This is a genomic window from Pseudomonas flavocrustae (assembly GCF_029872515.1).
GTDB classification, from domain to species: Bacteria; Pseudomonadota; Gammaproteobacteria; order Pseudomonadales; family Pseudomonadaceae; genus Chryseomonas; species Chryseomonas aestiva.
Genome location: NZ_JAPDIQ010000001.1, coordinates 738,263 through 760,885, shown reverse-complemented (window position 1 = coordinate 760,885; position 22,623 = coordinate 738,263). Strand labels below are relative to the sequence as shown.

General features: G+C 65.2%; 20 protein-coding genes. All 20 read left to right on the top strand.

Features of this window, described 5'->3' with window-relative positions; all coding sequences use genetic code 11:
* Nucleotides 1–354 precede the first annotated feature (354 nt).
* The 20 genes from OMP44_RS03510 to nuoM all read left to right on the top strand — a co-directional run bounded on the left by OMP44_RS03510 (nucleotide 355) and on the right by nuoM (nucleotide 22,619).
* Nucleotides 355–2,586 (top strand): NADP-dependent isocitrate dehydrogenase, encoded by a 2,232-nt coding sequence (locus tag OMP44_RS03510; RefSeq protein ID WP_273862242.1) that lies wholly within the window; start codon nucleotides 355–357, stop codon nucleotides 2,584–2,586.
* Between the two features lie 129 nt (nucleotides 2,587–2,715).
* Nucleotides 2,716–3,168 carry an NUDIX hydrolase gene (locus tag OMP44_RS03505; RefSeq protein ID WP_280306471.1) on the top strand — a complete coding sequence of 151 codons (453 nt, stop codon included), beginning with the start codon at nucleotides 2,716–2,718 and terminating at the stop codon, nucleotides 3,166–3,168.
* Nucleotides 3,169–3,196: 28 nt separating this feature from the next.
* Nucleotides 3,197–4,279 carry a tRNA 2-thiouridine(34) synthase MnmA gene (gene mnmA, locus OMP44_RS03500; RefSeq protein WP_431312625.1) on the top strand — a complete coding sequence of 361 codons (1,083 nt, stop codon included), beginning with the start codon at nucleotides 3,197–3,199 and terminating at the stop codon, nucleotides 4,277–4,279.
* On the top strand, nucleotides 4,276–4,896 hold the full coding sequence (hflD, locus tag OMP44_RS03495; protein WP_273806045.1) for a high frequency lysogenization protein HflD: 621 nt from the start codon (nucleotides 4,276–4,278) through the stop codon (nucleotides 4,894–4,896). Before mnmA ends, hflD begins: the two co-directional genes overlap by 4 nt.
* Nucleotides 4,897–4,983: 87 nt before the next feature.
* Nucleotides 4,984–6,354, top strand: a complete 1,371-nt coding sequence (gene purB, locus OMP44_RS03490; RefSeq protein WP_280306467.1) for an adenylosuccinate lyase — start codon at nucleotides 4,984–4,986, stop codon at nucleotides 6,352–6,354.
* 58 nt (nucleotides 6,355–6,412) lie between these two features.
* Nucleotides 6,413–7,591, top strand: a complete 1,179-nt coding sequence (locus OMP44_RS03485; protein WP_273862246.1) for a ribosomal protein uL16 3-hydroxylase — start codon at nucleotides 6,413–6,415, stop codon at nucleotides 7,589–7,591.
* Nucleotides 7,592–7,603: 12 nt separating this feature from the next.
* The gene (locus OMP44_RS03480) at nucleotides 7,604–8,134 is read left to right on the top strand and encodes a DUF7931 domain-containing protein (protein WP_280306466.1); all 531 of its coding nucleotides are present in this window, start codon (nucleotides 7,604–7,606) and stop codon (nucleotides 8,132–8,134) included.
* Nucleotides 8,131–8,892, top strand: coding sequence for a secretin N-terminal domain-containing protein (locus tag OMP44_RS03475; protein ID WP_280306465.1), 762 nt, complete (start codon nucleotides 8,131–8,133; stop codon nucleotides 8,890–8,892). The genes OMP44_RS03480 and OMP44_RS03475 overlap by 4 nt, the downstream gene beginning before the upstream one ends.
* Nucleotides 8,893–9,151: 259 nt before the next feature.
* Nucleotides 9,152–9,565 (top strand): NADH-quinone oxidoreductase subunit A, encoded by a 414-nt coding sequence (locus OMP44_RS03470; protein ID WP_007158885.1) that lies wholly within the window; start codon nucleotides 9,152–9,154, stop codon nucleotides 9,563–9,565.
* A 10-nt stretch (nucleotides 9,566–9,575) separates the two neighbouring features.
* Nucleotides 9,576–10,250 (top strand): NuoB/complex I 20 kDa subunit family protein, encoded by a 675-nt coding sequence (locus OMP44_RS03465; RefSeq protein WP_059315327.1) that lies wholly within the window; start codon nucleotides 9,576–9,578, stop codon nucleotides 10,248–10,250.
* Between the two features lie 51 nt (nucleotides 10,251–10,301).
* Complete coding sequence (gene nuoC / locus OMP44_RS03460) at nucleotides 10,302–12,086, top strand: NADH-quinone oxidoreductase subunit C/D (protein ID WP_158894193.1); 1,785 nt, start codon at nucleotides 10,302–10,304, stop codon at nucleotides 12,084–12,086.
* 2 nt (nucleotides 12,087–12,088) lie between these two features.
* Nucleotides 12,089–12,589: an NADH-quinone oxidoreductase subunit NuoE gene (gene nuoE / locus OMP44_RS03455; protein ID WP_187979635.1), complete on the top strand. Its 501-nt coding sequence runs from the start codon at nucleotides 12,089–12,091 to the stop codon at nucleotides 12,587–12,589.
* Complete coding sequence (gene nuoF / locus OMP44_RS03450) at nucleotides 12,586–13,935, top strand: NADH-quinone oxidoreductase subunit NuoF (RefSeq protein ID WP_280306460.1); 1,350 nt, start codon at nucleotides 12,586–12,588, stop codon at nucleotides 13,933–13,935. Before nuoE ends, nuoF begins: the two co-directional genes overlap by 4 nt.
* 140 nt (nucleotides 13,936–14,075) lie before the next feature.
* Nucleotides 14,076–16,793: an NADH-quinone oxidoreductase subunit NuoG gene (gene nuoG, locus OMP44_RS03445; RefSeq protein ID WP_273862250.1), complete on the top strand. Its 2,718-nt coding sequence runs from the start codon at nucleotides 14,076–14,078 to the stop codon at nucleotides 16,791–16,793.
* Nucleotides 16,790–17,800 carry an NADH-quinone oxidoreductase subunit NuoH gene (nuoH, locus tag OMP44_RS03440; protein WP_133861053.1) on the top strand — a complete coding sequence of 337 codons (1,011 nt, stop codon included), beginning with the start codon at nucleotides 16,790–16,792 and terminating at the stop codon, nucleotides 17,798–17,800. Before nuoG ends, nuoH begins: the two co-directional genes overlap by 4 nt.
* Nucleotides 17,801–17,810: 10 nt before the next feature.
* On the top strand, nucleotides 17,811–18,359 hold the full coding sequence (nuoI, locus tag OMP44_RS03435) for an NADH-quinone oxidoreductase subunit NuoI (RefSeq protein WP_017642306.1): 549 nt from the start codon (nucleotides 17,811–17,813) through the stop codon (nucleotides 18,357–18,359).
* 9 nt (nucleotides 18,360–18,368) lie between these two features.
* Nucleotides 18,369–18,881, top strand: a complete 513-nt coding sequence (gene nuoJ, locus OMP44_RS03430) for an NADH-quinone oxidoreductase subunit J (RefSeq protein ID WP_133861054.1) — start codon at nucleotides 18,369–18,371, stop codon at nucleotides 18,879–18,881.
* Nucleotides 18,882–18,906: 25 nt separating this feature from the next.
* The gene (gene nuoK / locus OMP44_RS03425; RefSeq protein WP_007158894.1) at nucleotides 18,907–19,215 is read left to right on the top strand and encodes an NADH-quinone oxidoreductase subunit NuoK; all 309 of its coding nucleotides are present in this window, start codon (nucleotides 18,907–18,909) and stop codon (nucleotides 19,213–19,215) included.
* Complete coding sequence (nuoL, locus tag OMP44_RS03420; RefSeq protein ID WP_273862251.1) at nucleotides 19,212–21,059, top strand: NADH-quinone oxidoreductase subunit L; 1,848 nt, start codon at nucleotides 19,212–19,214, stop codon at nucleotides 21,057–21,059. The genes nuoK and nuoL overlap by 4 nt, the downstream gene beginning before the upstream one ends.
* A gap of 27 nt (nucleotides 21,060–21,086) precedes the next feature.
* Nucleotides 21,087–22,619, top strand: a complete 1,533-nt coding sequence (nuoM, locus tag OMP44_RS03415) for an NADH-quinone oxidoreductase subunit M (RefSeq protein WP_280306446.1) — start codon at nucleotides 21,087–21,089, stop codon at nucleotides 22,617–22,619.
* Nucleotides 22,620–22,623: the final 4 nt, after the last annotated feature.

Here is a 22,623-nt window from a genome sequence, read left to right as displayed (position 1 = left end):
CGAATGGTCAAGCCTCTTGACCTGAATCCCCAATGCGGCCGTGCGCTTCTGTCGGATCGATCGCGCCGGCAACATTTCCCCATGGCCCAGCCACGGCGGTGCGAATGCACGCCAGGCGCCGCGCTGGTATACTCCGCCGACTGACGGGTCGCTGCAGGCCCTGCCGGTTCCGCTGGCTGTATCGGCCGATCCCGCAATTTCCGCAGCGACGCTTTGTCGCATCGCACGTCCATCGCCGCCGCGCCTGTCGCGCGGCCCGATAACGCCTTCTTGGGGCGTCTATCGACTCAAGGGTCGATCCTCGCTCGCCCGGCTTCGCGCCACAGCTGTGATAAAGAGGAGTTAAAGCAAGACATGTCCACCACGTCGAAGATCATCTACACCCTGACCGACGAAGCGCCCGCCCTCGCGACCTATTCGCTGCTACCCATCGTCGAGGCCATCACCGCCTCCTCCGGCGTCGCCCTCGAAACCCGTGACATCTCCCTTGCCGGCCGCATCATCGCCCTCTTCCCCGAGTACCTGAAGGAAGAGCAGCGCATCTCCGACCACCTCGCCGAACTCGGCGAACTGGCCACCACTCCCGAAGCCAACATCATCAAGCTGCCCAACATCAGCGCCTCGGTACCGCAGCTCAAGGCCGCGATCAAGGAACTGCAGGGCCAGGGTTACGCCCTGCCGGACTATCCGGACGAGCCCAAGGACGACCAGGAAAAGGACGTCAAGGCGCGCTACGACAAGGTCAAGGGCAGCGCCGTGAACCCGGTCCTGCGCGAAGGCAACTCCGACCGCCGCGCACCGTTGTCGGTCAAGAACTACGCCCGCAAGCACCCCCATCGCATGGGTGCCTGGAGCGCCGACTCCAAGTCCCACGTCGCCCACATGGACGCCCATGACTTCTATGGCAGCGAGCGCTCGGCCACGATCGAGAATGCCGGCAGCCTGAAGATCGAACTGATCGGCAAGGACGGCAGCAGCAAGGTCCTGAAAGAGAAGACCGCGGTCAAGGCCGGCGAGATCGTCGATGCCTCGACCATGAGCCGCAAGGCCCTGCAGAGCTTCATCGCCGCCCAGATCGAAGACGCCAAGGCCAAGGGCGTGCTGTTCTCCGTGCACCTGAAGGCCACCATGATGAAGGTCTCCGACCCCATCATGTTCGGCATCATCGTCGGCGAGTTCTACAAGGACGTGCTGGCCAAGCACGAAGCCGCCCTGAAAGAAGCCGGCTTCGATCGCAACAACGGCATCGGCGACCTCTACGCCCGCCTGTCCAGCCTGCCGGAAGCCACCCAGGCCGCCATCAAGGCCGATTTCGACGCCCAGTACGCCCAGCGTCCGGCGCTGGCCATGGTCAACTCCGACAAGGGCATCACCAACCTGCACGTACCGAGCGACGTCATCGTCGACGCCTCCATGCCGGCCATGATTCGTGACTCCGGCAAGATGTGGAACACCGAAGGCAACCTGCAGGACACCAAGGCCATCATCCCCGACCGCTGCTATGCCGGCGTCTACCAGGTGGTGATCGAGGACTGCAAGCAGCACGGCGCCTTCAATCCCAGCACCATGGGCAGCGTACCCAACGTCGGTCTGATGGCGCAGAAGGCCGAGGAATACGGTTCCCACGACAAGACCTTCCAGATCCCCACCGACGGCACCGTGCGCGTGACCGACGACCAGGGCAAGGTGGTCTTCGAGCATCCGGTCGAGGCCGGTGACATCTGGCGCATGTGCCAGACCAAGGACGCGCCGATCCAGGACTGGGTCAAGCTCGCCGTCAACCGTGCCCGCGCCAGCGGCACCCCGGCGATCTTCTGGCTGGACCAGAACCGCGCCCATGATGCTCAGGTCATCGCCAAGGTCGAGCGCTACCTCAAGGACCATGACACCAACGGCCTGGACATCCGCGTCCTGTCGCCCGAGGAAGCCACCCGCGTGTCCCTGGAGCGCATCCGCAAGGGCGAGGACACCATCTCGGTGACCGGCAACGTCCTGCGCGACTACCTGACCGACCTCTTCCCCATCATGGAACTGGGTACCAGCGCCAAGATGCTGTCCATCGTCCCGCTGATGAACGGCGGCGGCCTGTTCGAGACCGGTGCCGGCGGCTCCGCGCCCAAGCACGTCCAGCAGTTGGTGCAGGAAAACCACCTGCGCTGGGATTCCCTGGGCGAATTCCTGGCCCTGGCCGAATCCCTGAACCACCTGGGCGAAACCACCGGTAACGCCAAGGCCAAGATCCTCGCCAAGACTCTGGACCAGGCCAACGGCCAGTTCCTCGACAGCAACAAGTCGCCGTCGCGCAAGACCGGTGAACTGGACAACCGCGGCAGCCACTTCTACCTGGCGCTGTACTGGATCCAGGCCCTGGCCGAGCAGAGCGAAGACGCCGAGCTCAAGGCCCAGTTCGCGCCAGTGGCCAAGTCGCTGACCGCCGACGAAGCCAAGGTGGTCGCCGAGCTGAACGGCGTCCAGGGCCAGGCTGTGGACATCGGTGGCTACTACCACCCCGACCAGACCAAGACCAGCCAGGCCATGCGTCCGAGCGCCACGCTCAACGCCGCCCTGGCCCAGCTCAAGGGCTGAACCTGAGGGCTGCGCCCGCAGCCTGAATGGGTGATCACAGCGAACCCCGGCCCTGGCCGGGGTTCGCTGCATTTGGGACAGGCAAAGCTTAAGGCGTATACTGCGCGATTACCGATAGCGGAGTCCGAGATGGATTGGCACGCCCACGTCACCGTGGCCACCGTGGTGGAAGACGCCGGTCGCTTCCTGCTGGTGGAAGAAGAGAAGCAGGGTCGCCTGGTGCTCAACCAGCCGGCCGGGCACCTGGAGCCGGGCGAGAGCCTGATCGAGGCGGCGCACCGCGAGACCCTGGAAGAAACCGCCTGGCAGGTGGAGATCCAGGGCGTGATCGGCATCGGCCTCTATGTGGCGCCAGCCAATGGCGTCACCTACTACCGCACGGCCTTCCATGCCCGCCCCCTGGCCCACGAACCCGGGCGCGCCCTGGACGCCGACATCACCCGCGCGGTGTGGCTGACGCTCGACGAGATCCGCGCCGAACAGGCACGGCTGCGCAGCCCCCTGGTCCTGGACGCCATCGAGAAATATCTGGACGGCCACCGCTATCCCCTGTCGATGATCGTAGATATGAGAGGTTTTTGAAGTGAACGGCACCCGCGTCATCGTCGGCATGTCCGGCGGAGTGGATTCCTCGGTCTCGGCCCTCTTGCTCAAGGAGCAGGGCTATCAGGTCGAGGGCCTGTTCATGAAGAACTGGGACGAGGATGACGGCACCGAGTACTGCACCGCCAAGGAAGACCTGGCCGACGCCCAGGCGGTCTGCGACCGCATCGGCATCAAGTTGCACACGGCCAACTTCGCCGCCGAGTACTGGGACCACGTCTTCGAGCACTTCCTCGCCGAATACAAGGCTGGCCGGACGCCGAATCCGGACATCCTCTGCAACCGCGAGATCAAGTTCAAGGCCTTCCTCGACTACGCCCTGGCCCTGGGCGCCGACCTGATCGCCACCGGCCACTATGTGCGTCGTCGCGATGTCGACGGCCAGACCCTGCTGCTCAAGGGCCTGGATGCCAACAAGGACCAGAGCTATTTCCTCCACGCCGTGGGCGGCGAGCAGCTGGCGCGCACCCTCTTCCCGGTGGGCGAACTGGAAAAGCCCGAGGTCCGCGCCATCGCCGAGCTGCATGGCCTGGCCACCGCGCGCAAGAAGGACTCCACCGGCATCTGCTTCATCGGCGAGCGCCGCTTCAGCGACTTCCTCAAGCAGTACCTGCCGGCTCAGCCGGGCGACATCGAGACCACCACCGGCGAGGTCATCGGCCGCCACCACGGCCTGATGTACCACACCATCGGCCAGCGCCAGGGCCTGGGCATCGGCGGCATGAAGGACGCCGGCGACGATCCCTGGTACGTACTGAGCAAGGACCTGACCCGCAACGTGCTGATCGTTGGCCAGGGCAATGCCCACCCCTGGCTGTTCGCCGAGTCCCTGACCGTCGGCGAGATGTTCTGGGTCAATGACCTGGAGCTCGCCCAGCCGCGCCGCCTCACCGCCAAGGTTCGCTATCGCCAGCAGGACCAGCCCTGCCGGATCGAGCGCCAGGGCGCCGGCTACCGGGTGGTCTTCGACGAACCCCAGCGCGCCGTGACCCCCGGCCAGTCGGTGGTCTTCTACGACGGCGACGTCTGCCTGGGCGGCGGCGTGATCGAACACTACCAACCCGCTTGCGCCGAGGCGCCCGCCGCATGAATCGTACCCAGGAACAACTCATCGCCCTGGGCGGCGTCTTCCAGGCCGCCCTGCTGGTGGACCAGCTGGCGCGCACCGGCCAGGTCGCGGAAGAACCCCTGGCCTGCCTGCTTGGCAGCCTGCTGGTACGGGATCCGGGTAGTACGCTGGACGTCTATGGCGGCAGCGTCGCACCCCTGCGCGAGGGCCTGGGTGCCCTCTCCAGCACCCTGGAGCGCAATCCCAACAGCCTGCAGCGCGAGCCCCTGCGCTATGCCCTGGCGATGACCGCCCTGGAACGCAAGCTGGAGAAGCGCGGCGACCTGCTCGACCTCATCGGCCGGCGCCTCACCCAGATCCAGTCCCAGGTCGAACACTTCGGCGTGGCGCACGAGAACGTCATCGCCGCCTGCGGTGGCCTCTACGAGGACACCCTGAGCACCTTCAAGCAGCGCATCCAGGTGCACGGCGAAATGCGCTACCTGCAGCAGTCCGCCACCGCCTCGCGGGTACGCGCCCTGCTGCTGGCCGGCATCCGTTCCGCCCGCCTGTGGCGCCAGCTCGGCGGCCATCGCTGGCAGTTGGTGCTCAATCGCCGCAAGCTGCTCGACAACCTCTATCCCCTGCGCAACGGCTGATCCCGGACTGGCCGGCGGCGGTACTAAAGCGCCGGCCTTTGCGTGTAGAATTCCGCCCCTTTCTCCCCCGCTACCAAGAGAATGCCCATGCAGCTCTCCTCGCTCACCGCCGTATCGCCCATCGACGGCCGTTACGCCGGCAAGACCGCCGCCCTGCGCCCCATCTTCAGCGAATTCGGCCTGATCCGTTTCCGCGCCCAGGTCGAGGTCCGCTGGTTGCAGCGCCTGGCCGCCCAGGCCGGCATTCCCGAGGTCGCTCCCTTCTCCGCCGAGGCCAATGCCCTGCTGGACAAGCTGGCCACCGAGTTCAGCGTCGAGCAGGCGCAGCGGGTCAAGGACATCGAGCGCACCACCAACCACGACGTCAAGGCCATCGAGTACCTGCTCAAGGAAGAGGTCGCCGACCTGCCGGAACTGGCTGCGGTGAGTGAATTCATCCACTTCGCCTGCACCTCCGAGGACATCAACAACCTGTCCCATGCGCTGATGCTGCGCGAAGGTCGTGACCAGGTGCTGCTGCCGCTGATGCGCCAGATCGCCGGCGAGATCCGTGCGCTGGCCCACCGCTTCGCCGACGTGCCCATGCTTTCGCGCACCCATGGCCAGCCCGCCTCCCCCACCAGCCTGGGCAAGGAACTGGCCAACGTGGTCTATCGCCTGGAGCGCCAGATCGAGCAGATCGCCGCCGTCCGCCCGCTGGGCAAGATCAACGGCGCCGTGGGCAACTACAACGCCCACCTGTCCGCCTACCCGGACGTCGACTGGGAGGCCAATGCGCGCACCTTTATCGAAGGCGATCTCGGCCTGACCCTGAATCCCTACACCACCCAGATCGAGCCGCACGACTACATCGCCGAGCTGTTCGACGCCATCGCCCGTTTCAACACCATCCTGATCGACTTCGACAGGGACATCTGGGGCTACATCTCCCTCGGCTACTTCAAGCAGAAGACCGTGGCCGGCGAGATCGGCTCCTCGACCATGCCGCACAAGGTCAATCCCATCGACTTCGAGAACTCCGAAGGCAACCTGGGTATCGCCAACGCCATCCTCCAGCACCTGGCCAGCAAGCTGCCGATCTCCCGCTGGCAGCGCGACCTGACCGACTCCACCGTGCTGCGCAACCTCGGCACCGGCCTGGCCCACGGCGTGATCGCCTACGAAGCCACTCTCAAGGGCATCAGCAAGCTGGAACTCAACGCCGCCCGCATCGCCGAAGACCTGGACGCCTGCTGGGAAGTCCTGGCCGAGCCGGTGCAAACCGTGATGCGCCGCTATGGCGTGGCCAACCCCTACGAGAAGCTCAAGGAGCTGACCCGTGGCAAGGGCATCAGCGCCAGCGCCCTGCAGGATTTCATCGACGGCCTGGAGATCCCCGAGGCCGCCAAGGCCGAACTGCGCCAGCTGACCCCGGCCGGCTATATCGGCAACGCTGCCGAACAGGCCCGTCGGGTCTGAAGATCATCCTTTTTCTACGCCCGGCCTCGCCGGGCGTTTTTCATTGCGCGAGGTGTGCATGAACCCGGATCAACCCCTGCAACTGCTCGGCGGCCTGACCGCCCGAGAATTCCTCCGCGACTACTGGCAGCAGAAACCCCTGCTGATCCGCCAGGCCCTCCCGGACTTCCAGAATCCCCTGGAGCCCGACGAACTGGCCGGCCTGTCGCTGGAAGAGGAAATCGAATCCCGCCTGATCATCGGCCAGGACCAGACCTGGGAGCTGCGCCGCGGCCCGCTGCCGGAAGACACCTTCGCCGGCCTGCCCGAGCGGGACTGGACCCTGCTGGTGCAATCGGTCGACCAGTTCGTGCCCGAGGTGGCGGAGGTGCTGGAATCCTTCCGCTTCCTGCCAAACTGGCGCGTCGACGACATCATGGTCAGCTATGCCGCCCCCGGTGGCGGTGTCGGCCCCCACTACGATCACTATGACGTCTTCCTGCTGCAGGGCCATGGCCGCCGCCGCTGGCGCATCGGCCAGCAATGCACCGCCGACAGCCCGCTGATCGACGGCCTGGAGCTGAAGATCCTCGCCGATTTCCAGCAGACCGACGAATGGGTCCTGGAACCGGGTGACATGCTCTACCTGCCGCCGGGCCTGGCCCATGATGGCATCGCCGAAGACGAGTGCATGACCTACTCCATTGGCTTCCGCGCGCCCAGTGCCGGCGAAGTGCTTACCCACTTCACCGACTTCCTCGCCCAGTTCATCCCCGAGGACGAGCGCTACAGCGACGCCGGTTGCGCGCCGGCCAGCGAGCATCCGGCGGAGATCCCGCCCGAGGCCATCAAGCGCCTGCGCGGCCTGATGGAACGCCACCTGAGCGATGATCGCCTGCTGCTGGCCTGGTTCGGCCAGCACATGACCGAGCCGCGGTACCCGGAGCGGGTCGCCGGGGAAAACCTCAGCGCCAAGCAGCTGCGCAAGGAACTCGACGAAGGCGCACTGCTGATGCGCAACCCCAGTGGCCGCATCGCCTGGAGCCGCCTGGAAGACGAGGTGATGGTCTTTGCCAGCGGTCAGAGCCGCCTGCTGCCCATGCGACTGCAACCGCTGCTCGACCTGCTATGCTCGGCGGAGGTCCTGCACGAGGCCAATCTCGCGCCCTGGCTGCAGGACGACGATGCCATGCGCCTGATCCGCGAACTGCTCCAGCAGGGCAGTCTGATCTTCGCCGGAGAAGACGACGACGAGTGAGAGGGAGCCGCCGTGGACGAGTCCTTTGCCGATCTGACCCTGGGCGCCCTGCCCGAACCCCAGCTCGGCCAGGACCTCGCCCTGCGCCTCGAAGGCCTGGACGCCCTGCGTGAGCACAGCGTCCGTCTCATCGCGCAAGCCAGTCGCCAGCTGTGCCTCCAGACGCCCGATCTGGAAGCGCCCCTCTACGACAACCTCGACGTCGAGGCGGCGATCAAGCACTTGCTGCTGGGCCATCCGCGGCATCAGGTACGCATCCTGATCAACGACAGCGCCAGTGCCCTGCGCCAGGGGCATCGACTCATCGCCCTGGCGCAGCGCCTGACCAGCAATCTGCTGATCCGGCGACCATCGGCCGATCGGCAACCAGAAGGCAGCTGCCTGATCGTCGACGACCAGGCCCTGCTGCGTCGCACGGGCAGCGCCCCCACTGGCTTCGTCCGCTATGGTGACCGTGCCGCCGTCAAGGTCCAGCAACGGGTCTTCGATCGTCTCTGGGCCATCAGCCAGCCGGATCAGGAATTGCGGAGGATGGTGCTGTGAAGGGCTTGCTGGCGCTCTTGCTGCTGTTGACGGCCACCGCCTGGGCCACGCCTCGTACCGAGGTCATTCCCCTGCAGTACCGCACCGCCGACGATCTCCTGCCCACCCTGCAAGCCGTCCTCGGCGGCGAAGGCAAGGTCAATGTCTATGGCAACCAGCTGATCGTCAACGCCGAGCCGGCCAAGCTCGCCGAGCTCAAGAATCTGCTGGCCCAGCTGGATATCCAGCCGCGGCGCCTGCTCATCACCCTGGCTACCCGCGCCGGCAGTTCGGGTGCCAGTCAGGGATACTCGGTAAACGGCAACGGACGCTCGCCCCAGGTGCGCATCATCGAGGACAGCACCGACCAGCGAGAGGATGGCGCCCAGCGCGTCCAGGTCACCGAGGGCTATCCTGCCTTCATTCGCTTCGGCGAAGACGTCCCGGTCACCACCTACCAGACCTCCCCCTATGGGCAGAGCTCCGCTCAGACCGATTACCGCCGTCTCGAACGGGGGTTTCAGGTCACCGCCCGTCTGAGCGGCAACCTGGTGCATCTGGACATCAGCAGCGTCGATGATCGCGCCGCGGCCATGCGCCCGGGCGCGGTGCAGACCCAGAGCGCTGCCACCCGCATCAGCGGTCCCCTCGGGCAATGGCTGGATCTAGGGGGCTTCCGGCAGCAGGTCGAGGGCGACCAGAACGGCCCTACCCGCTACTACTCGACCGAGGGTCATGATGACCGCCAGTTGAGCATTCGCGCCGACCTCATCGACTAACCAACCGGCGAACGGGAGAACTCTCGCGGCGCCTGGCAATCTAGGCTTCAGCAGAACATAAAGGTTTATTTGAGAATAATTCCTATATTCATTCTCAAATGAATCTGAAGTTCTGTTTAGTTTGATTCAAAGCAGTCCAATAGAATCTTTTTGGACCAATAAATTTACAGAATGAATCGATAGAGCATAAAATCTGTCTGTCTTGCGACACCGTGTCGCACTGATAGCGCCTGATACCCAATAATTAAGGATTCAAAGCATGTCTGAGTCGATCAGCCTACTGACCCACAACTGGAGCTTCGCGGTATTTCTCCTGGGCGTGGTTGGTCTGATCGCCTTCATGCTCGGAGTCTCGAGCCTGCTCGGCAGCAAAGCCGTGGGCCGTAGCAAGAACGATCCCTTCGAGTCCGGCATCGTCCCCACCGGGGGTGCCCGTCTCCGTCTCTCTGCCAAGTTCTACCTGGTCGCGATGCTCTTCGTGATCTTCGACGTCGAAGCCCTCTTTCTCTTCGCCTGGTCGGTGTCCATCCGTGAATCGGGATGGGCCGGCTTCGTGGAAGCCTCCATTTTCATAGCAATTCTGTTGGCGGGTCTTGTCTACCTGTGGCGAATCGGAGCGCTCGATTGGGCGCCTGCGAGCCGTCGCGAGCGGCAGGCGAAGTCGAAACAATGAGGCTTTGGCAATGCAATACAATCTCACCCGGATCGATCCCGATGCGGCAGTAGACCGCTATCCGGCCGGCCAACGGGAAACCGTTGCCGACCCTATGGAAAGTCAGGTCAACCGCAGCATCTTCATGGGCAAACTTGAGGATGTCCTGCGGGGCGCGGTCAATTGGGGGCGCAAGAATTCCCTCTGGCCCTACAACTTCGGCCTGTCCTGCTGCTATGTGGAAATGACCACCGCCTTCACGGCGCCCCACGACATCGCCCGCTTCGGCGCCGAAGTCATCCGGGCATCGCCGCGTCAGGCCGACTTCATGGTCATCGCCGGCACACCCTTCATGAAGATGGCCCCGGTCATCCAGCGCCTGTACGAGCAGATGCTGGAACCCAAGTGGGTGATCTCCATGGGCGCCTGCGCCAACTCCGGCGGTATGTACGACATCTACTCGGTCGTTCAGGGCGTGGACAAGTTCCTGCCCGTCGACGTCTATGTGCCCGGCTGCCCGCCTCGCCCCGAAGCCTTCCTGCAGGGCCTGATGCTTCTGCAGGACTCCATCGGTGAAGAGCGCCGCCCCCTTTCCTGGGTGGTGGGCGACCAGGGTATCTATCGCGCCGAGATGCCTTCGCAGCGCGAGCAGAACCGCGAGCGCCGCATCCAGGTCACCAACCTGCGCAGCCCAGACGAAGTGTAAGTCCCCTTCGGGACCTGCACGCTGACGACGATCGATTAGCGACGGAACATCATGACCGCAGACACCGCTCTGTCCGCCTCTGCGCTCGCCCCTGCCGGCGATGCGTCGGTGGTTGGCGAACTCCAGGGCCAATTCGGCGCCGACGCCCTGACCCTGCAAGACACCCGTACCGGCATGCCGGTGATCTGGGTGGCGCGCGAAAGAATCATCGAAGTACTGCGCTTCCTGCGCAACCTGCCCCGCCCCTACGTCATGCTCTATGACCTGCATGGCGTGGACGAGCGCCTGCGGACTCACCGCCGCGGCCTGCCCAACGCGGACTTCACCGTCTTCTACCACCTGCTGTCCATCGACCGAAACAGCGATGTGATGCTCAAGGTGGCCCTGTCCGCCAATGACCTGCGCCTGCCCACCGCCACCGGCATCTACCCCAATGCCAACTGGTACGAACGGGAAGTGCTGGACATGTACGGCATCCATTTCGACGGCCACCCGCTGCCCAAGCGCATGCTGATGGCCGACAACTGGCAGGGGCATCCGCTGCGCAAGGACTATCCGGCGCGGGCTACCGAATTCGATCCCTATGCGCTGAACGCCGCCAAGCAGGATCTCGAGCAGGAGACCCTGAGATTCAAGCCCGAAGAATGGGGCATGAAGGAACATGCGGAGAATTCCGACTACATGTTCCTCAACCTGGGTCCGAACCACCCTTCCGCCCACGGTGCCTTCCGCATCATCCTGCAGCTGGACGGCGAAGAGATCGTCGACTGCGTGCCGGAGATCGGCTACCACCACCGGGGCGCCGAGAAGATGGCCGAGCGCCAGTCCTGGCACAGCTACATCCCCTACACCGACCGGATCGATTATCTGGGTGGGGTGATGAACAACCTGCCCTACGTCCTTTCGGTGGAAAAGCTCGCCGGCATCAAGGTGCCGTCGCGGGTCGACTTCATCCGCGTGATGATGGCCGAGTTCTTCCGCATCAACAGCCACCTGCTGTACCTAGGCACCTATATTCAGGACGTCGGTGCCATGACCCCGGTGTTCTTTACCTTCACCGACCGTCAGCGTGCCTACAAGGTCATCGAGGCCATCACCGGCTTCCGCATGCACCCGGCCTGGTTCCGTATCGGCGGCGTCGCCCACGACCTGCCGCGTGGCTGGGACAAGCTGGTCCGCGAATTCCTCGACTGGATGCCCAAGCGCCTGGACGAGTACGAAAAGGCTGCGATGAAGAACAGCATCCTCATCGGCCGGACCAAGAACGTCGCCGTCTACAACACCAAGGAAGCCCTGGAGTGGGGTGTCACCGGCCCCAACCTGCGCGCCACCGGTCTCGATTTCGACCTGCGCAAGGCCCGTCCCTACTCCGGCTACGAGAACTTCGAATTCGAAGTGCCCATCGCCCACAACGGCGACTGCTACGACCGCGGCATGCTGCGCGTCGAGGAGATGCGCCAGAGTCTGCGCATCATCGAGCAGTGCCTGCAGCACATGCCCGAAGGCCCGTACAAGGCGGATCACCCGCTGACCACGCCGCCGCCCAAGGAGCGCACCCTGCAGCACATCGAGACCCTGATCACCCACTTCCTGCAAGTGTCCTGGGGTCCGGTGATGCCGGCCGGCGAAGCCTTCCAGATGATCGAGGCGACCAAGGGCGCCAACAGCTATTACCTGACGAGCGATGGCAGCACCATGAGCTACCGCACCCGCATCCGGACGCCGAGCTTCCCGCACCTGCAGCAGATCCCGGCCGTCATTCGCGGCAGCATGGTGTCCGACCTGATTGCCTACCTGGGCAGTATCGACTTCGTCATGGCCGACGTGGACCGCTGAGTATGAGCACCGAAACCCTGATCCAAACCGACCGTTTCGTCCTGAGCGAAACAGAGCGCTCGGCCATCGAGCACGAGATGCATCACTACGAGGACCCGCGCGCGGCGTCCATCGAAGCTCTGAAGATCGTCCAGAAGGAACGTGGCTGGGTGCCGGATGGCGCCATCTATGCCATCGGCGAGGTGCTGGGCATTCCCGCCAGCGACGTCGAGGGCGTGGCGACCTTCTACAGCCAGATCTTCCGCGTGCCGGTCGGTCGCCACATCATCCGCGTGTGCGACAGCATGACCTGCTACATCGGCGGCCACGAATCCGTGGTCGGCGAGATCCAGCGCCAGCTGGGCATCGGCCTGGGCCAGACCACCACCGACAGCCGCTTCACCCTGCTGCCGGTCTGCTGCCTGGGCAATTGCGACAAGGCCCCGGCGCTGATGATCGACGACGACACCCATGGCGATGTCCAACCTGCGGGCGTGGCCAAACTGCTGGAGGGATACGCATGAGACTGACCTCCTTCGGGCCTGCCAACAGCATCGCCCGTACTCCCGAGACCCATCCCCTGACCTGGCGCCTGCGTGAAGACGGCGCCCCGGTCTGGCTGGAGGAATACCAGGCGAAGGACGGCTACGCCGCGGCGCGCAAGGCGCTGACCGAGCTGGCGCCGGACGCCATCGTCCAGGAAGTCAAGGACTCCGGCCTCAAGGGCCGCGGCGGTGCGGGCTTCCCCACCGGCGTGAAGTGGGGCCTGATGCCCAAGGACGAATCCCTCGATATCCGCTACCTGCTGTGCAACGCGGACGAGATGGAGCCCAACACCTGGAAGGACCGCCTGCTCATGGAGCAGCTGCCCCACCTGCTGGTGGAAGGCATGCTGATCAGCGCCCGGGCGCTCAAGGCCTACCGTGGCTACATCTTCCTGCGTGGCGAATACGTCGACGCCGCCGCCAACCTGCGGCGGGCGGTGGAAGAAGCCAAGGCCGCCGGTCTGCTCGGCAAGAACATCCTGGGCAGCGGCTTCGACTTCGAGCTGTTCGTCCACACCGGCGCCGGTCGCTACATCTGTGGCGAAGAGACCGCGCTGATCAACTCCCTGGAAGGCCGCCGCGCCAACCCGCGCTCCAAGCCGCCCTTCCCCGCCGCCGTCGGCGTCTGGGGCAAGCCCACCTGCGTCAACAACGTCGAGACCCTGTGCAACGTGCCGGGCATCGTCGCGGGTGGCGTGGACTGGTACAAGAGCCTGGCCCGCGAAGGCAGCGAAGACATGGGCACCAAGCTCATGGGCTTCTCCGGCAAGGTGAAGAATCCGGGCGTCTGGGAACTGCCCTTCGGCATCACCGCCCAGGAGCTGTTCGAAGACTATGCCGGCGGCATGCGCGACGGCTTCACGCTGAAATGCTGGCAGCCCGGTGGCGCCGGTACCGGCTTCCTACTGCCCGAGCACCTCTCGGCGCAGATGTACGCCGGCGGCATCGGCAAGGTCGGCACCCGCATGGGCACCGGCCTGGCCCTGGCCGTGGACGACAGCGTCAACATGGTCTCGCTGCTGCGCAACATGGAAGAGTTCTTCGCTCGCGAATCCTGCGGCTGGTGCACCCCCTGCCGCGACGGCCTGCCCTGGAGCGTCAAACTCCTGCGCAGCCTGGAGAAGGGCGAAGGCCAGCAGGGAGATCTCGATACCCTGCTGCAGCTGGTCAACTTCCTCGGCCCGGGCAAGACCTTCTGTGCCCACGCACCGGGCGCTGTCGAGCCCCTGGGTAGTGCCATCAAGTATTTCCGCGAAGAGTTTGAGGCCGGTGTGCGCAAGGCGCCCAGCGAACCTCGTCCGACCGCTTCCGCGACCGTGACCTGAGGTTTGGCCCCCTCGGGGGCCGAACCTATCGCTTTCTGGCCGGGCCCGACCTGGCCGGCGCTGCCACTGGCGACCGCCAGGGCGGCGCGAATGTTTTCCCATTAGCCAGACCCGCCTTGCGCGGGTGAGAAGAAAACCCTATGGCCACTATCCATGTAGACGGCAAGACGTATGAGGTCGACGGGGCGGACAACCTCCTCGAAGCCTGCCTGTCCCTGGGGCTCGACATCCCCTATTTCTGCTGGCACCCGGCGCTGGGTAGCGTCGGCGCCTGCCGCCAGTGCGCGGTGAAGCAGTTCGCCGACGAGAATGACACCCGCGGGCGCCTGGTCATGTCCTGCATGACCCCGTCCAGCGACAAGACCTACATCTCCATCGAAGACGCCGAAGCCAAGGAATTCCGCAGCTCGGTCATCGAATGGCTGATGACCAACCATCCCCACGACTGTCCGGTCTGCGAAGAAGGCGGCCACTGCCACCTGCAGGACATGACAGTGATGACCGGTCACAACAAGCGCCGTTATCGCTTCACCAAGCGTACCCACCAGAACCAGGACCTCGGCCCGTTCGTCGCTCACGAGATGAACCGCTGCATCGCCTGCTATCGCTGCGTGCGCTACTACAAGGACTACGCCGGCGGAACCGACCTGGGCGTCTACGGTGCCCACGACAACGTCTATTTCGGCCGCGTCGAGGACGGTACCCTGGAGAGCGAATTCTCCGGCAACCTGACCGAGGTCTGCCCCACCGGGGTGTTCACCGACAAGACCCACTCCGAGCGCTACAACCGCAAGTGGGACATGCAGTTTGCCCCGAGCATCTGCCATGGCTGCTCCTCGGGCTGCAACATCAGCCCCGGCGAGCGCTATGGCGAACTGCGCCGCATCGAGAACCGCTTCAACGGCTCGGTCAACCAGTACTTCCTCTGCGACCGTGGCCGCTTCGGCTATGGCTATGTCAATCGCAAGGATCGTCCGCGCCAGGCCCTGCTGAAGGACGGCAGCCTGGAGACCGGTATCGACGCCGCCCTGGATCGTGCCGCCTTGCTGCTGCGCGGCAAGAAGGTGATCGGCATCGGTTCGCCGCGTGCCAGCCTGGAAAGCAACCACGCCCTGCGCGAGTTGGTCGGCGCCGACAACTTCTCCAGTGGCATGAGCACCCGTGACCTGGCCAACGTCCGCCTGGTGCTGCAGGTGCTCAAGGACAGCCCCCTGCCCGTCCCCACCCTGCGCGCCATGGAGAAGCACGATGCCGTCTTCGTCCTCGGCGAAGATCTGACCCAGACCGCGGCCCGTCTGGCGCTGTCCCTGCGGCAGTCGGTCAAGGGCAAGCCCGAGGCCATGGCCGCGGCGCAGAAGATCCAGCCCTGGCTGAACGCCGCCGTGCAGAACATCGGCCAGAGCGAGCGCAATCCGCTGTTCATCGCCAGCGTCGCCGCCACCCGCCTGGACGACGTCGCCGACGCCCGCCTGCATGGTTCGCCGCTGGAACTGGCCCGCTTCGGCCATGCCGTGGCCCATGCCATCGACGCCAGCGCCCCGGCCGTCGACGGCCTGAGCGACGAAGTCGCCGAGCAGGCGCGCCTGCTGGCCGAAACCCTGCTGGCGGCCGAACGCCCGCTGGTGGTGTCCGGTACCTCCCTGGGTGAACCGGCGCTGATCGAGGCCGCCGCCAACCTGGCCAAGGCCCTGGCCGCCAAGGGCAAGGCCGGCTCCCTGAGCCTGGTGGTGCCCGAAGCCAACAGCCTGGGCCTGGCGCTCTACGGCGGCGAGTCCGTCGAAGACGCCTTCGCCGCCCTGGAAAACGGCCAGGCCGACGCCCTGGTGGTGCTGGAGAACGACCTCTATCGCCGCGCCCCTGCCGAGCAGGTGGATCAGGCCCTGGCCCGCGCCCAGGTGCTGGTGGTGCTGGATCACCAGCGTACCGCCACCGCCCAGCGCGCCGACCTGGTGCTGCCGGCGGCTAGCTTCGCCGAAGGCGACGGTACCCTGGTCAGCCAGGAAGGTCGCGCCCAGCGCTTCTTCCAAGTCTATGAGCCGAGCTACTACGACCCCTCCAGCCTGATCCGCGAGGGCTGGCGCTGGCTGCACGCCCTGCGCAACACCCTGGACAACCGTCCGGTGGACTGGACCCAGCTGGACCACGTCACCGACGCCGTGGCCACCGCTGCGCCGCAGCTGGACGGTATCCGCGATGCTGCGCCCAACGCCAGCTTCCGGGTGAAGGGTCTCAAGCTCGCCCGCGAACCGCATCGCTACAGCGGCCGCACCTCCATGCGCGCCAACCTCAGCGTGCACGAGCCGCGTGCGCCCCAGGATGCCGACACCGCCTTCGCCTTCTCCATGGAAGGCTATGCCGGCAGCGTCGAACCGCGTCAGCAGATTCCCTTCGCCTGGTCCCCGGGCTGGAACTCGCCCCAGGCCTGGAACAAGTTCCAGGACGAGGTGGGTGGTCACCTGCGCGCCGGCGATCCGGGCGTGCGTCTGATCGAGTCCCAGGGCGATCGCCTGACCTGGTTCGCCGTACCGACCGCTGCCGTACGCAGTGCCGAGTCCGGCTTCCAGGCCGTGCCGCTGTACCACCTGTTCGGTAGCGAAGAGACCTCTTCCCGTGCCGAACCGGTACGCGAGCGCATCCCGGCCGCCTATGTGGCGCTGGCCAAGGCTGATGCCGACCGCCTGGGCGTCAACGAAGGCGCCCTGCTGCGCCTGCAGGTCGCTGGTCAGGAATTGCGCCTGCCGCTGCAGATCAAGCCCGAGCTGTCGGCGGGTCTGGTCGGCCTGCCCGCCGGCTTCGAAGGGATTCCGGTGGACTTCGCCGGCCTCAGCGTGGAAGGACTGCAGGAGGCCGCGGCATGACCTGGCTCACCCCCACCCTCATCGCCGTGGTGATCGGCATCCTCAAGGCCATCGTCATCCTCCTGGCGGTGGTCATCTGCGGGGCGCTGCTGAGCTTCGTCGAACGGCGTCTGCTGGGACTCTGGCAGGACCGTCACGGCCCCAACCGGGTCGGTCCCTTCGGCGCCTTCCAGCTTGGCGCCGACATGCTGAAGATGTTCTTCAAGGAGGACTGGACGCCCCCGTTCGCCGACAAGATGATCTTCGCCCTGGCGCCGGTGATCGCCATGGGCTCGCTGCTGGTGGCCTTCTCGGTCATTCCGATCACCCCCACCTGGGGCGTGGCTGACCTGAACGTCGGCCTGCTGTTCTTCTTCGCCATGGCCGGCGTCAACGTCTATGCGGTGCTCTTCGCCGGCTGGGCGAGCAACAACAAGTTCTCGCTGCTGGGCGCCATGCGCGCCTCGGCCCAGACCCTCTCCTACGAGGTGTTCATGGGTCTGTCGGTGATGGGCATCGTCGCGGTGACCGGTTCCTTCAACATGAGGGATATCGTCGAGGCGCAGCACCAGGGCTGGTGGTTCATCATTCCCCAGTTCTTCGGCTTCTGCACCTTCTTCATCGCCGGCATCGCCGTCACCCACCGTCACCCGTTCGATCAGCCGGAAGCCGAGCAGGAGCTCGCCGACGGTTACCACATCGAATACGCGGGCATGAAGTGGGGCATGTTCTTCGTCGGCGAGTACATCGGCATCGTGCTGATCTCGGCGCTGCTGGTGACCCTGTTCTTCGGCGGCTGGCACGGTCCCTTCCTGGACACCCTGCCCTGGCTGTCGTTTTTCTGGTTCGCCCTGAAGACCGCCTTCTTCATCATGATCTTCATCCTGCTGCGCGCGTCCATCCCGCGTCCGCGCTACGACCAGGTAATGGCCTTCAGCTGGAAGTTCTGCCTGCCCCTGACCCTGATCAACCTGCTGGTGACCGGCGCGGTGGTGCTCTATAGCGCCTCGCCGGCCATCGGCCAGTGAGGTATTCGTCATGATCAAGGAAATCTTGCACGTCCTGCATGGCACCTACACCCAGTTGCGCAGCATCGTGATGGTCTTCGGCCACGCCTTCCGCAAGCGCGACACCCTGCAATATCCCGAGGAGCCGGTGTACCTGCCGCCGCGTTATCGCGGCCGCATCGTGCTCACCCGTGACCCCGACGGCCAGGAGCGCTGCGTGGCGTGCAACCTGTGCGCCGTGGCCTGCCCGGTCGGCTGCATCTCCCTGCAGAAGACCGAAGCCGAAGACGGTCGCTGGTACCCGGAGTTCTTCCGCATCAACTTCTCGCGTTGCATCTTCTGCGGCATGTGCGAGGAGGCCTGCCCCACCACCGCCATCCAGCTGACCCCGGATTTCGAAATGTCCGAGTTCAAGCGCCAGGAGCTGGTGTACGAGAAGCAGGACCTGCTGATCTCGGGTCCGGGCAAGTATCCGGAATACAACTTCTACCGCGTGGCCGGCATGGCCATCGCGGGCAAGCCCAAGGGTGCCGCGCAGAGCGAGGCAGAGCCGATCAACGTGAAGAGCCTGCTGCCCTAAGGAGCTGTCGTGGAATTCGCCTTCTATTTCTCCGCCGGGGTGGCCGTCCTGGCCACCTTCCGGGTGATCACCAACACCAATCCGGTGCATGCGCTGCTGTACCTGATCATCTCGCTGCTGGCCGTGTCCATGGTGTTCTTCGCCCTGGGCGCGCCCTTCGCCGGCGCCCTGGAGATCATCGTCTACGCCGGCGCCATCATGGTGCTGTTCGTCTTCGTGGTGATGATGCTCAACCTCGGGCCGGTCGTTGCCGAGCAGGAACGCAAGTGGCTGACCCCCAAGATCTGGATAGCTCCGTCGATCCTCGCCGGTGCGCTGCTGGTGGAATTGCTGGTGGTGCTCGCGCGCACGCCGGGCGGTGCTGCCATCGGTCATACCTCGGTGGAAGCCAAGGCCGTGGGCATCAGCCTGTTCGGACCCTATCTGCTGGCGGTCGAACTGGCCTCCATGCTGCTCTTGGGTGCCCTGGTCGCGGCCTATCACCTGGGTCGCAGCGACGTCAAAGACGGGATCGGCGAGTGAGTCGCCAAGGACTGGAGAACAGCCAATGAACGCCATACCTCTGGAACACGGCCTGGCCCTCGCCGGCGCCCTGTTCGCCCTTGGCCTGGTGGGCCTGATGGTCCGCCGCAACATTCTCTTCGTGCTCATGAGTCTGGAAATCATGATGAACGCCGCCGCCCTGGCCTTCGTGGTCGCGGGTAGCCGTTGGGGCGCTCCCGACGGCCAGGTGATGTTCATCCTGGTGCTGAGCCTGGCCGCCGCCGAGGCCAGTATCGGCCTGGCGATCCTGCTGCAGCTCTATCGCCGCTTCCACACCCTCGACGTCGATGCCGCCAGCGAGATGCACGGATGAACCTGCTACCCCTCACCTTCGCCTTTCCCCTGGTCGGCTATTTCCTGCTGGCCTTCTCCCGCGGTCGGCTGTCGGAGAATCTTTCCGCGCTGATCGGCGTGGGTTCGGTGGGCCTGGCGGCGCTGGTCGCCGCCTGGGTCGGCTGGAACTTCCACGTCGCCCCGCCCGCCGACGGCCACCTGACCATCGTCCTCTGGCAGTGGATGAACGTGGAGGGCTTCGCGCCCAACATGGCTCTCTACCTGGATGGCCTGTCGCTGACCATGCTCGGCGTGGTCACCGGCGTCGGCTTCCTGATCCACCTGTTCGCGTCCTGGTACATGCGCGGTGAAGAGGGCTATTCGCGCTTCTTCGCCTACACCAACCTGTTCATCTTCAGCATGTTGCTGCTGGTTCTCGGCGACAACCTGCTGCTGCTGTACTTCGGTTGGGAAGGCGTGGGCCTGTGCAGCTACCTGCTGATCGGCTTCTACTACAGCGAGCGCGCCAACGGCAACGCGGCGTTGAAGGCGTTCATCGTCACCCGCGTCGGCGACGTCTTCATGGCCTTCGGTCTGTTCATCCTGTTCATGACCCTCGGCACCCTGGACATCCAGGAGCTGCTGCAGAAGGCGCCGGACGTCTTCGCCAGCGGTGATCCACTGATCGTGCTGGCCACCCTGGCGCTGCTCGGCGGTGCCGTCGGCAAGTCGGCCCAGCTGCCGCTGCAGACCTGGCTGGCGGACGCCATGGCCGGCCCCACCCCGGTCTCCGCCCTGATCCACGCGGCGACCATGGTGACCGCGGGCGTCTACCTGATCGCCCGGACCCACGGCCTGTTTCTGCTGGCGCCGGAAATCCTCCACCTGGTCGGCATCATCGGTGCCGTGACCCTGGTGCTGGCCGGTTTCGCCGCCCTGGTGCAGACCGACATCAAGCGCATCCTGGCCTATTCGACCATGAGCCAGATCGGCTACATGTTCCTGGCCCTGGGTGTCGGCGCCTGGCAGCCGGCGATCTTCCACCTGATGATCCACGCCTTCTTCAAGGCGCTGCTGTTCCTCGCCTCGGGTTCGGTGATCCTGGCCTGCCACCACGAGCAGAACATCTTCAAGATGGGCGGCCTGTGGAAGAAGATCCCCCTGGCCTACGCCAGCTTCGTGGTGGGTGGTTCGGCCCTGGCGGCGCTGCCGCTGGTGACCGCCGGTTTCTACTCCAAGGATGAGATCCTCTGGGAAGCCATGGCCAGCGGTCATACCTACCTGCTCTACGCAGGCCTGGCCGGTGCCTTCCTGACCTCGATCTACACCTTCCGCCTGATCTTCATCACCTTCCATGGCGAGGCGCACACCGAGGCCCATGCCGGCCACGGCATCGCCCACAACCTGCCGCTGGCGGTACTGCTGGTGCTCTCGACCTTTGTCGGCGCGATGATCGTGCCGCCGCTGGCCGGGGTGCTGCCGGAATCCATCGGCCACGCCGGTGGCGAAGCCAAGCACTCCCTGGAGATCACCTCGGGGGCCATCGCCATCGCCGGTATCCTGCTGGCCGCCCTGCTCTTCCTCGGCAAGCGTTCCTTCGTGAACGGCCTGGCCAGGAGTGCGCCGGGTCGCTTCTTCGGGACCTGGTGGTACCACGCCTGGGGCTTCGACTGGCTGTACGACCTGATCTTCGTCAAGCCGTACCTGCTGCTGACCCGTCTGCTGCGTCGCGATCCCTTCGACCAGGCCATTGGCCTGATCCCGATGCTGGCGCGTGGCGGCAACCTGGCACTGAGCATCACCGAGAACGGCCGTCTGCGCTGGTACGCGGCTTCCATCGTGGGAGGCGCCGTGCTGCTGCTCGGCGCGCTGCTGCTGGCCTGACCCCCTGACTAAGGATAAGTACACGTCATGCTTCTGCCCTGGCTAATCCTGATCCCCTTCATCGGCGGCCTGCTCTGTTTCCTCACGGAAAAGACCGGCCCGCTGGTGCCCCGCTGGATCGCCCTGTTCACCATGCTGCTGGAGCTGGTACTCGGCCTCTGGCTGTGGGCCCACGGCGACTACAGCCTGGCTCCGGCCCCTGGCGCCGAAACCGCCTGGACCGCGGAATTCCAGATGAACTGGATTCCGCGCTTCGGCATCAGTCTGCACTTCGGCCTCGATGGCCTGTCACTGCTGATGATCCTGCTCACCGGCCTGCTCGGTGTGCTCGCGGTGACCTGCTCCTGGCGCGAAGTACAGCGCCACGTCGGCTTCTTCCACCTCAACCTGCTGTGGATCATCGGCGGCGTGGTGGGGGTGTTCCTGGCCCTGGACCTGTTCCTGTTCTTCTTCTTCTGGGAAATGATGCTGGTGCCGATGTACTTCCTGATCGCGCTGTGGGGCCATAGCTCCGCGGACGGCAAGAAGAGCCGCATCACCGCTGCCACCAAGTTCTTCATCTTCACCCAGGCCAGCGGCCTGATCATGCTGGTGGCGATCATCGCCCTGGTGCTGGTGAACTACGGTGCCACCGGCGTCCTGACCTTCGACTACGAAGACCTGCTGCAACTGCAGCTGGACCCCAAGCTGGAATACCTGCTGATGCTGGGCTTCTTCATCGCCTTCGCGGTGAAGCTGCCGGTGGTGCCGCTGCACTCCTGGCTGCCCGATGCCCACGCCCAGGCGCCGACCGCCGGTTCCGTCGACCTCGCCGGCATCCTGCTCAAGACCGCCGCCTACGGCCTGCTGCGCTTCGCCATCCCGCTGTTCCCCAACGCCTCGGCGGAATTCGCACCGATCGCCATGTGGCTGGGCATCATCGGCATCTTCTACGGCGCCATCCTGTCGTTTGCCCAGACCGACATCAAGCGCCTGGTGGCCTACTCCAGCGTCTCGCACATGGGCTTCGTGCTGATCGGCATCTACTCCGGCAGCCCCCAGGCGCTGCAGGGCGTGGTGGTGCAGATGATCGCCCACGGCCTCTCCGCTGCCGGTCTGTTCATCCTCTGCGGCCAGCTCTATGAGCGCATGCACACCCGTGACATGCGCCAGATGGGCGGGCTTTGGGCGCGGCTGCCCTACCTGCCGGCCTTGAGTCTGTTCTTCGCCTCGGCCTCGCTGGGTCTGCCGGGTACCGGCAACTTCGTCGGCGAATTCCTGATCCTGCTGGGCGCCTTCCCGGTGGTGCCGTTGATCACCGTCATCGCCACCTTCGGCCTGGTGTTCGCCTCGGTCTATTCGCTGATCATGATCCACCGCGCCTACTTCGGTCCGGCCAAGGCCGAAGGCGCCCTGCCGGGTCTGAACGCACGGGAACTGTCGATGCTGCTGTTGCTTGGCGTGCTGCTGGTGCTGCTCGGCGTCTATCCGCAGCCGGTGCTGGATACCTCGGTCGCGAGCATGGCCGGTGTCCAGCAGTGGCTCGGCGAAGCCTTCTCCTCTCTCGTTTCCGCCCGGTAAGAGC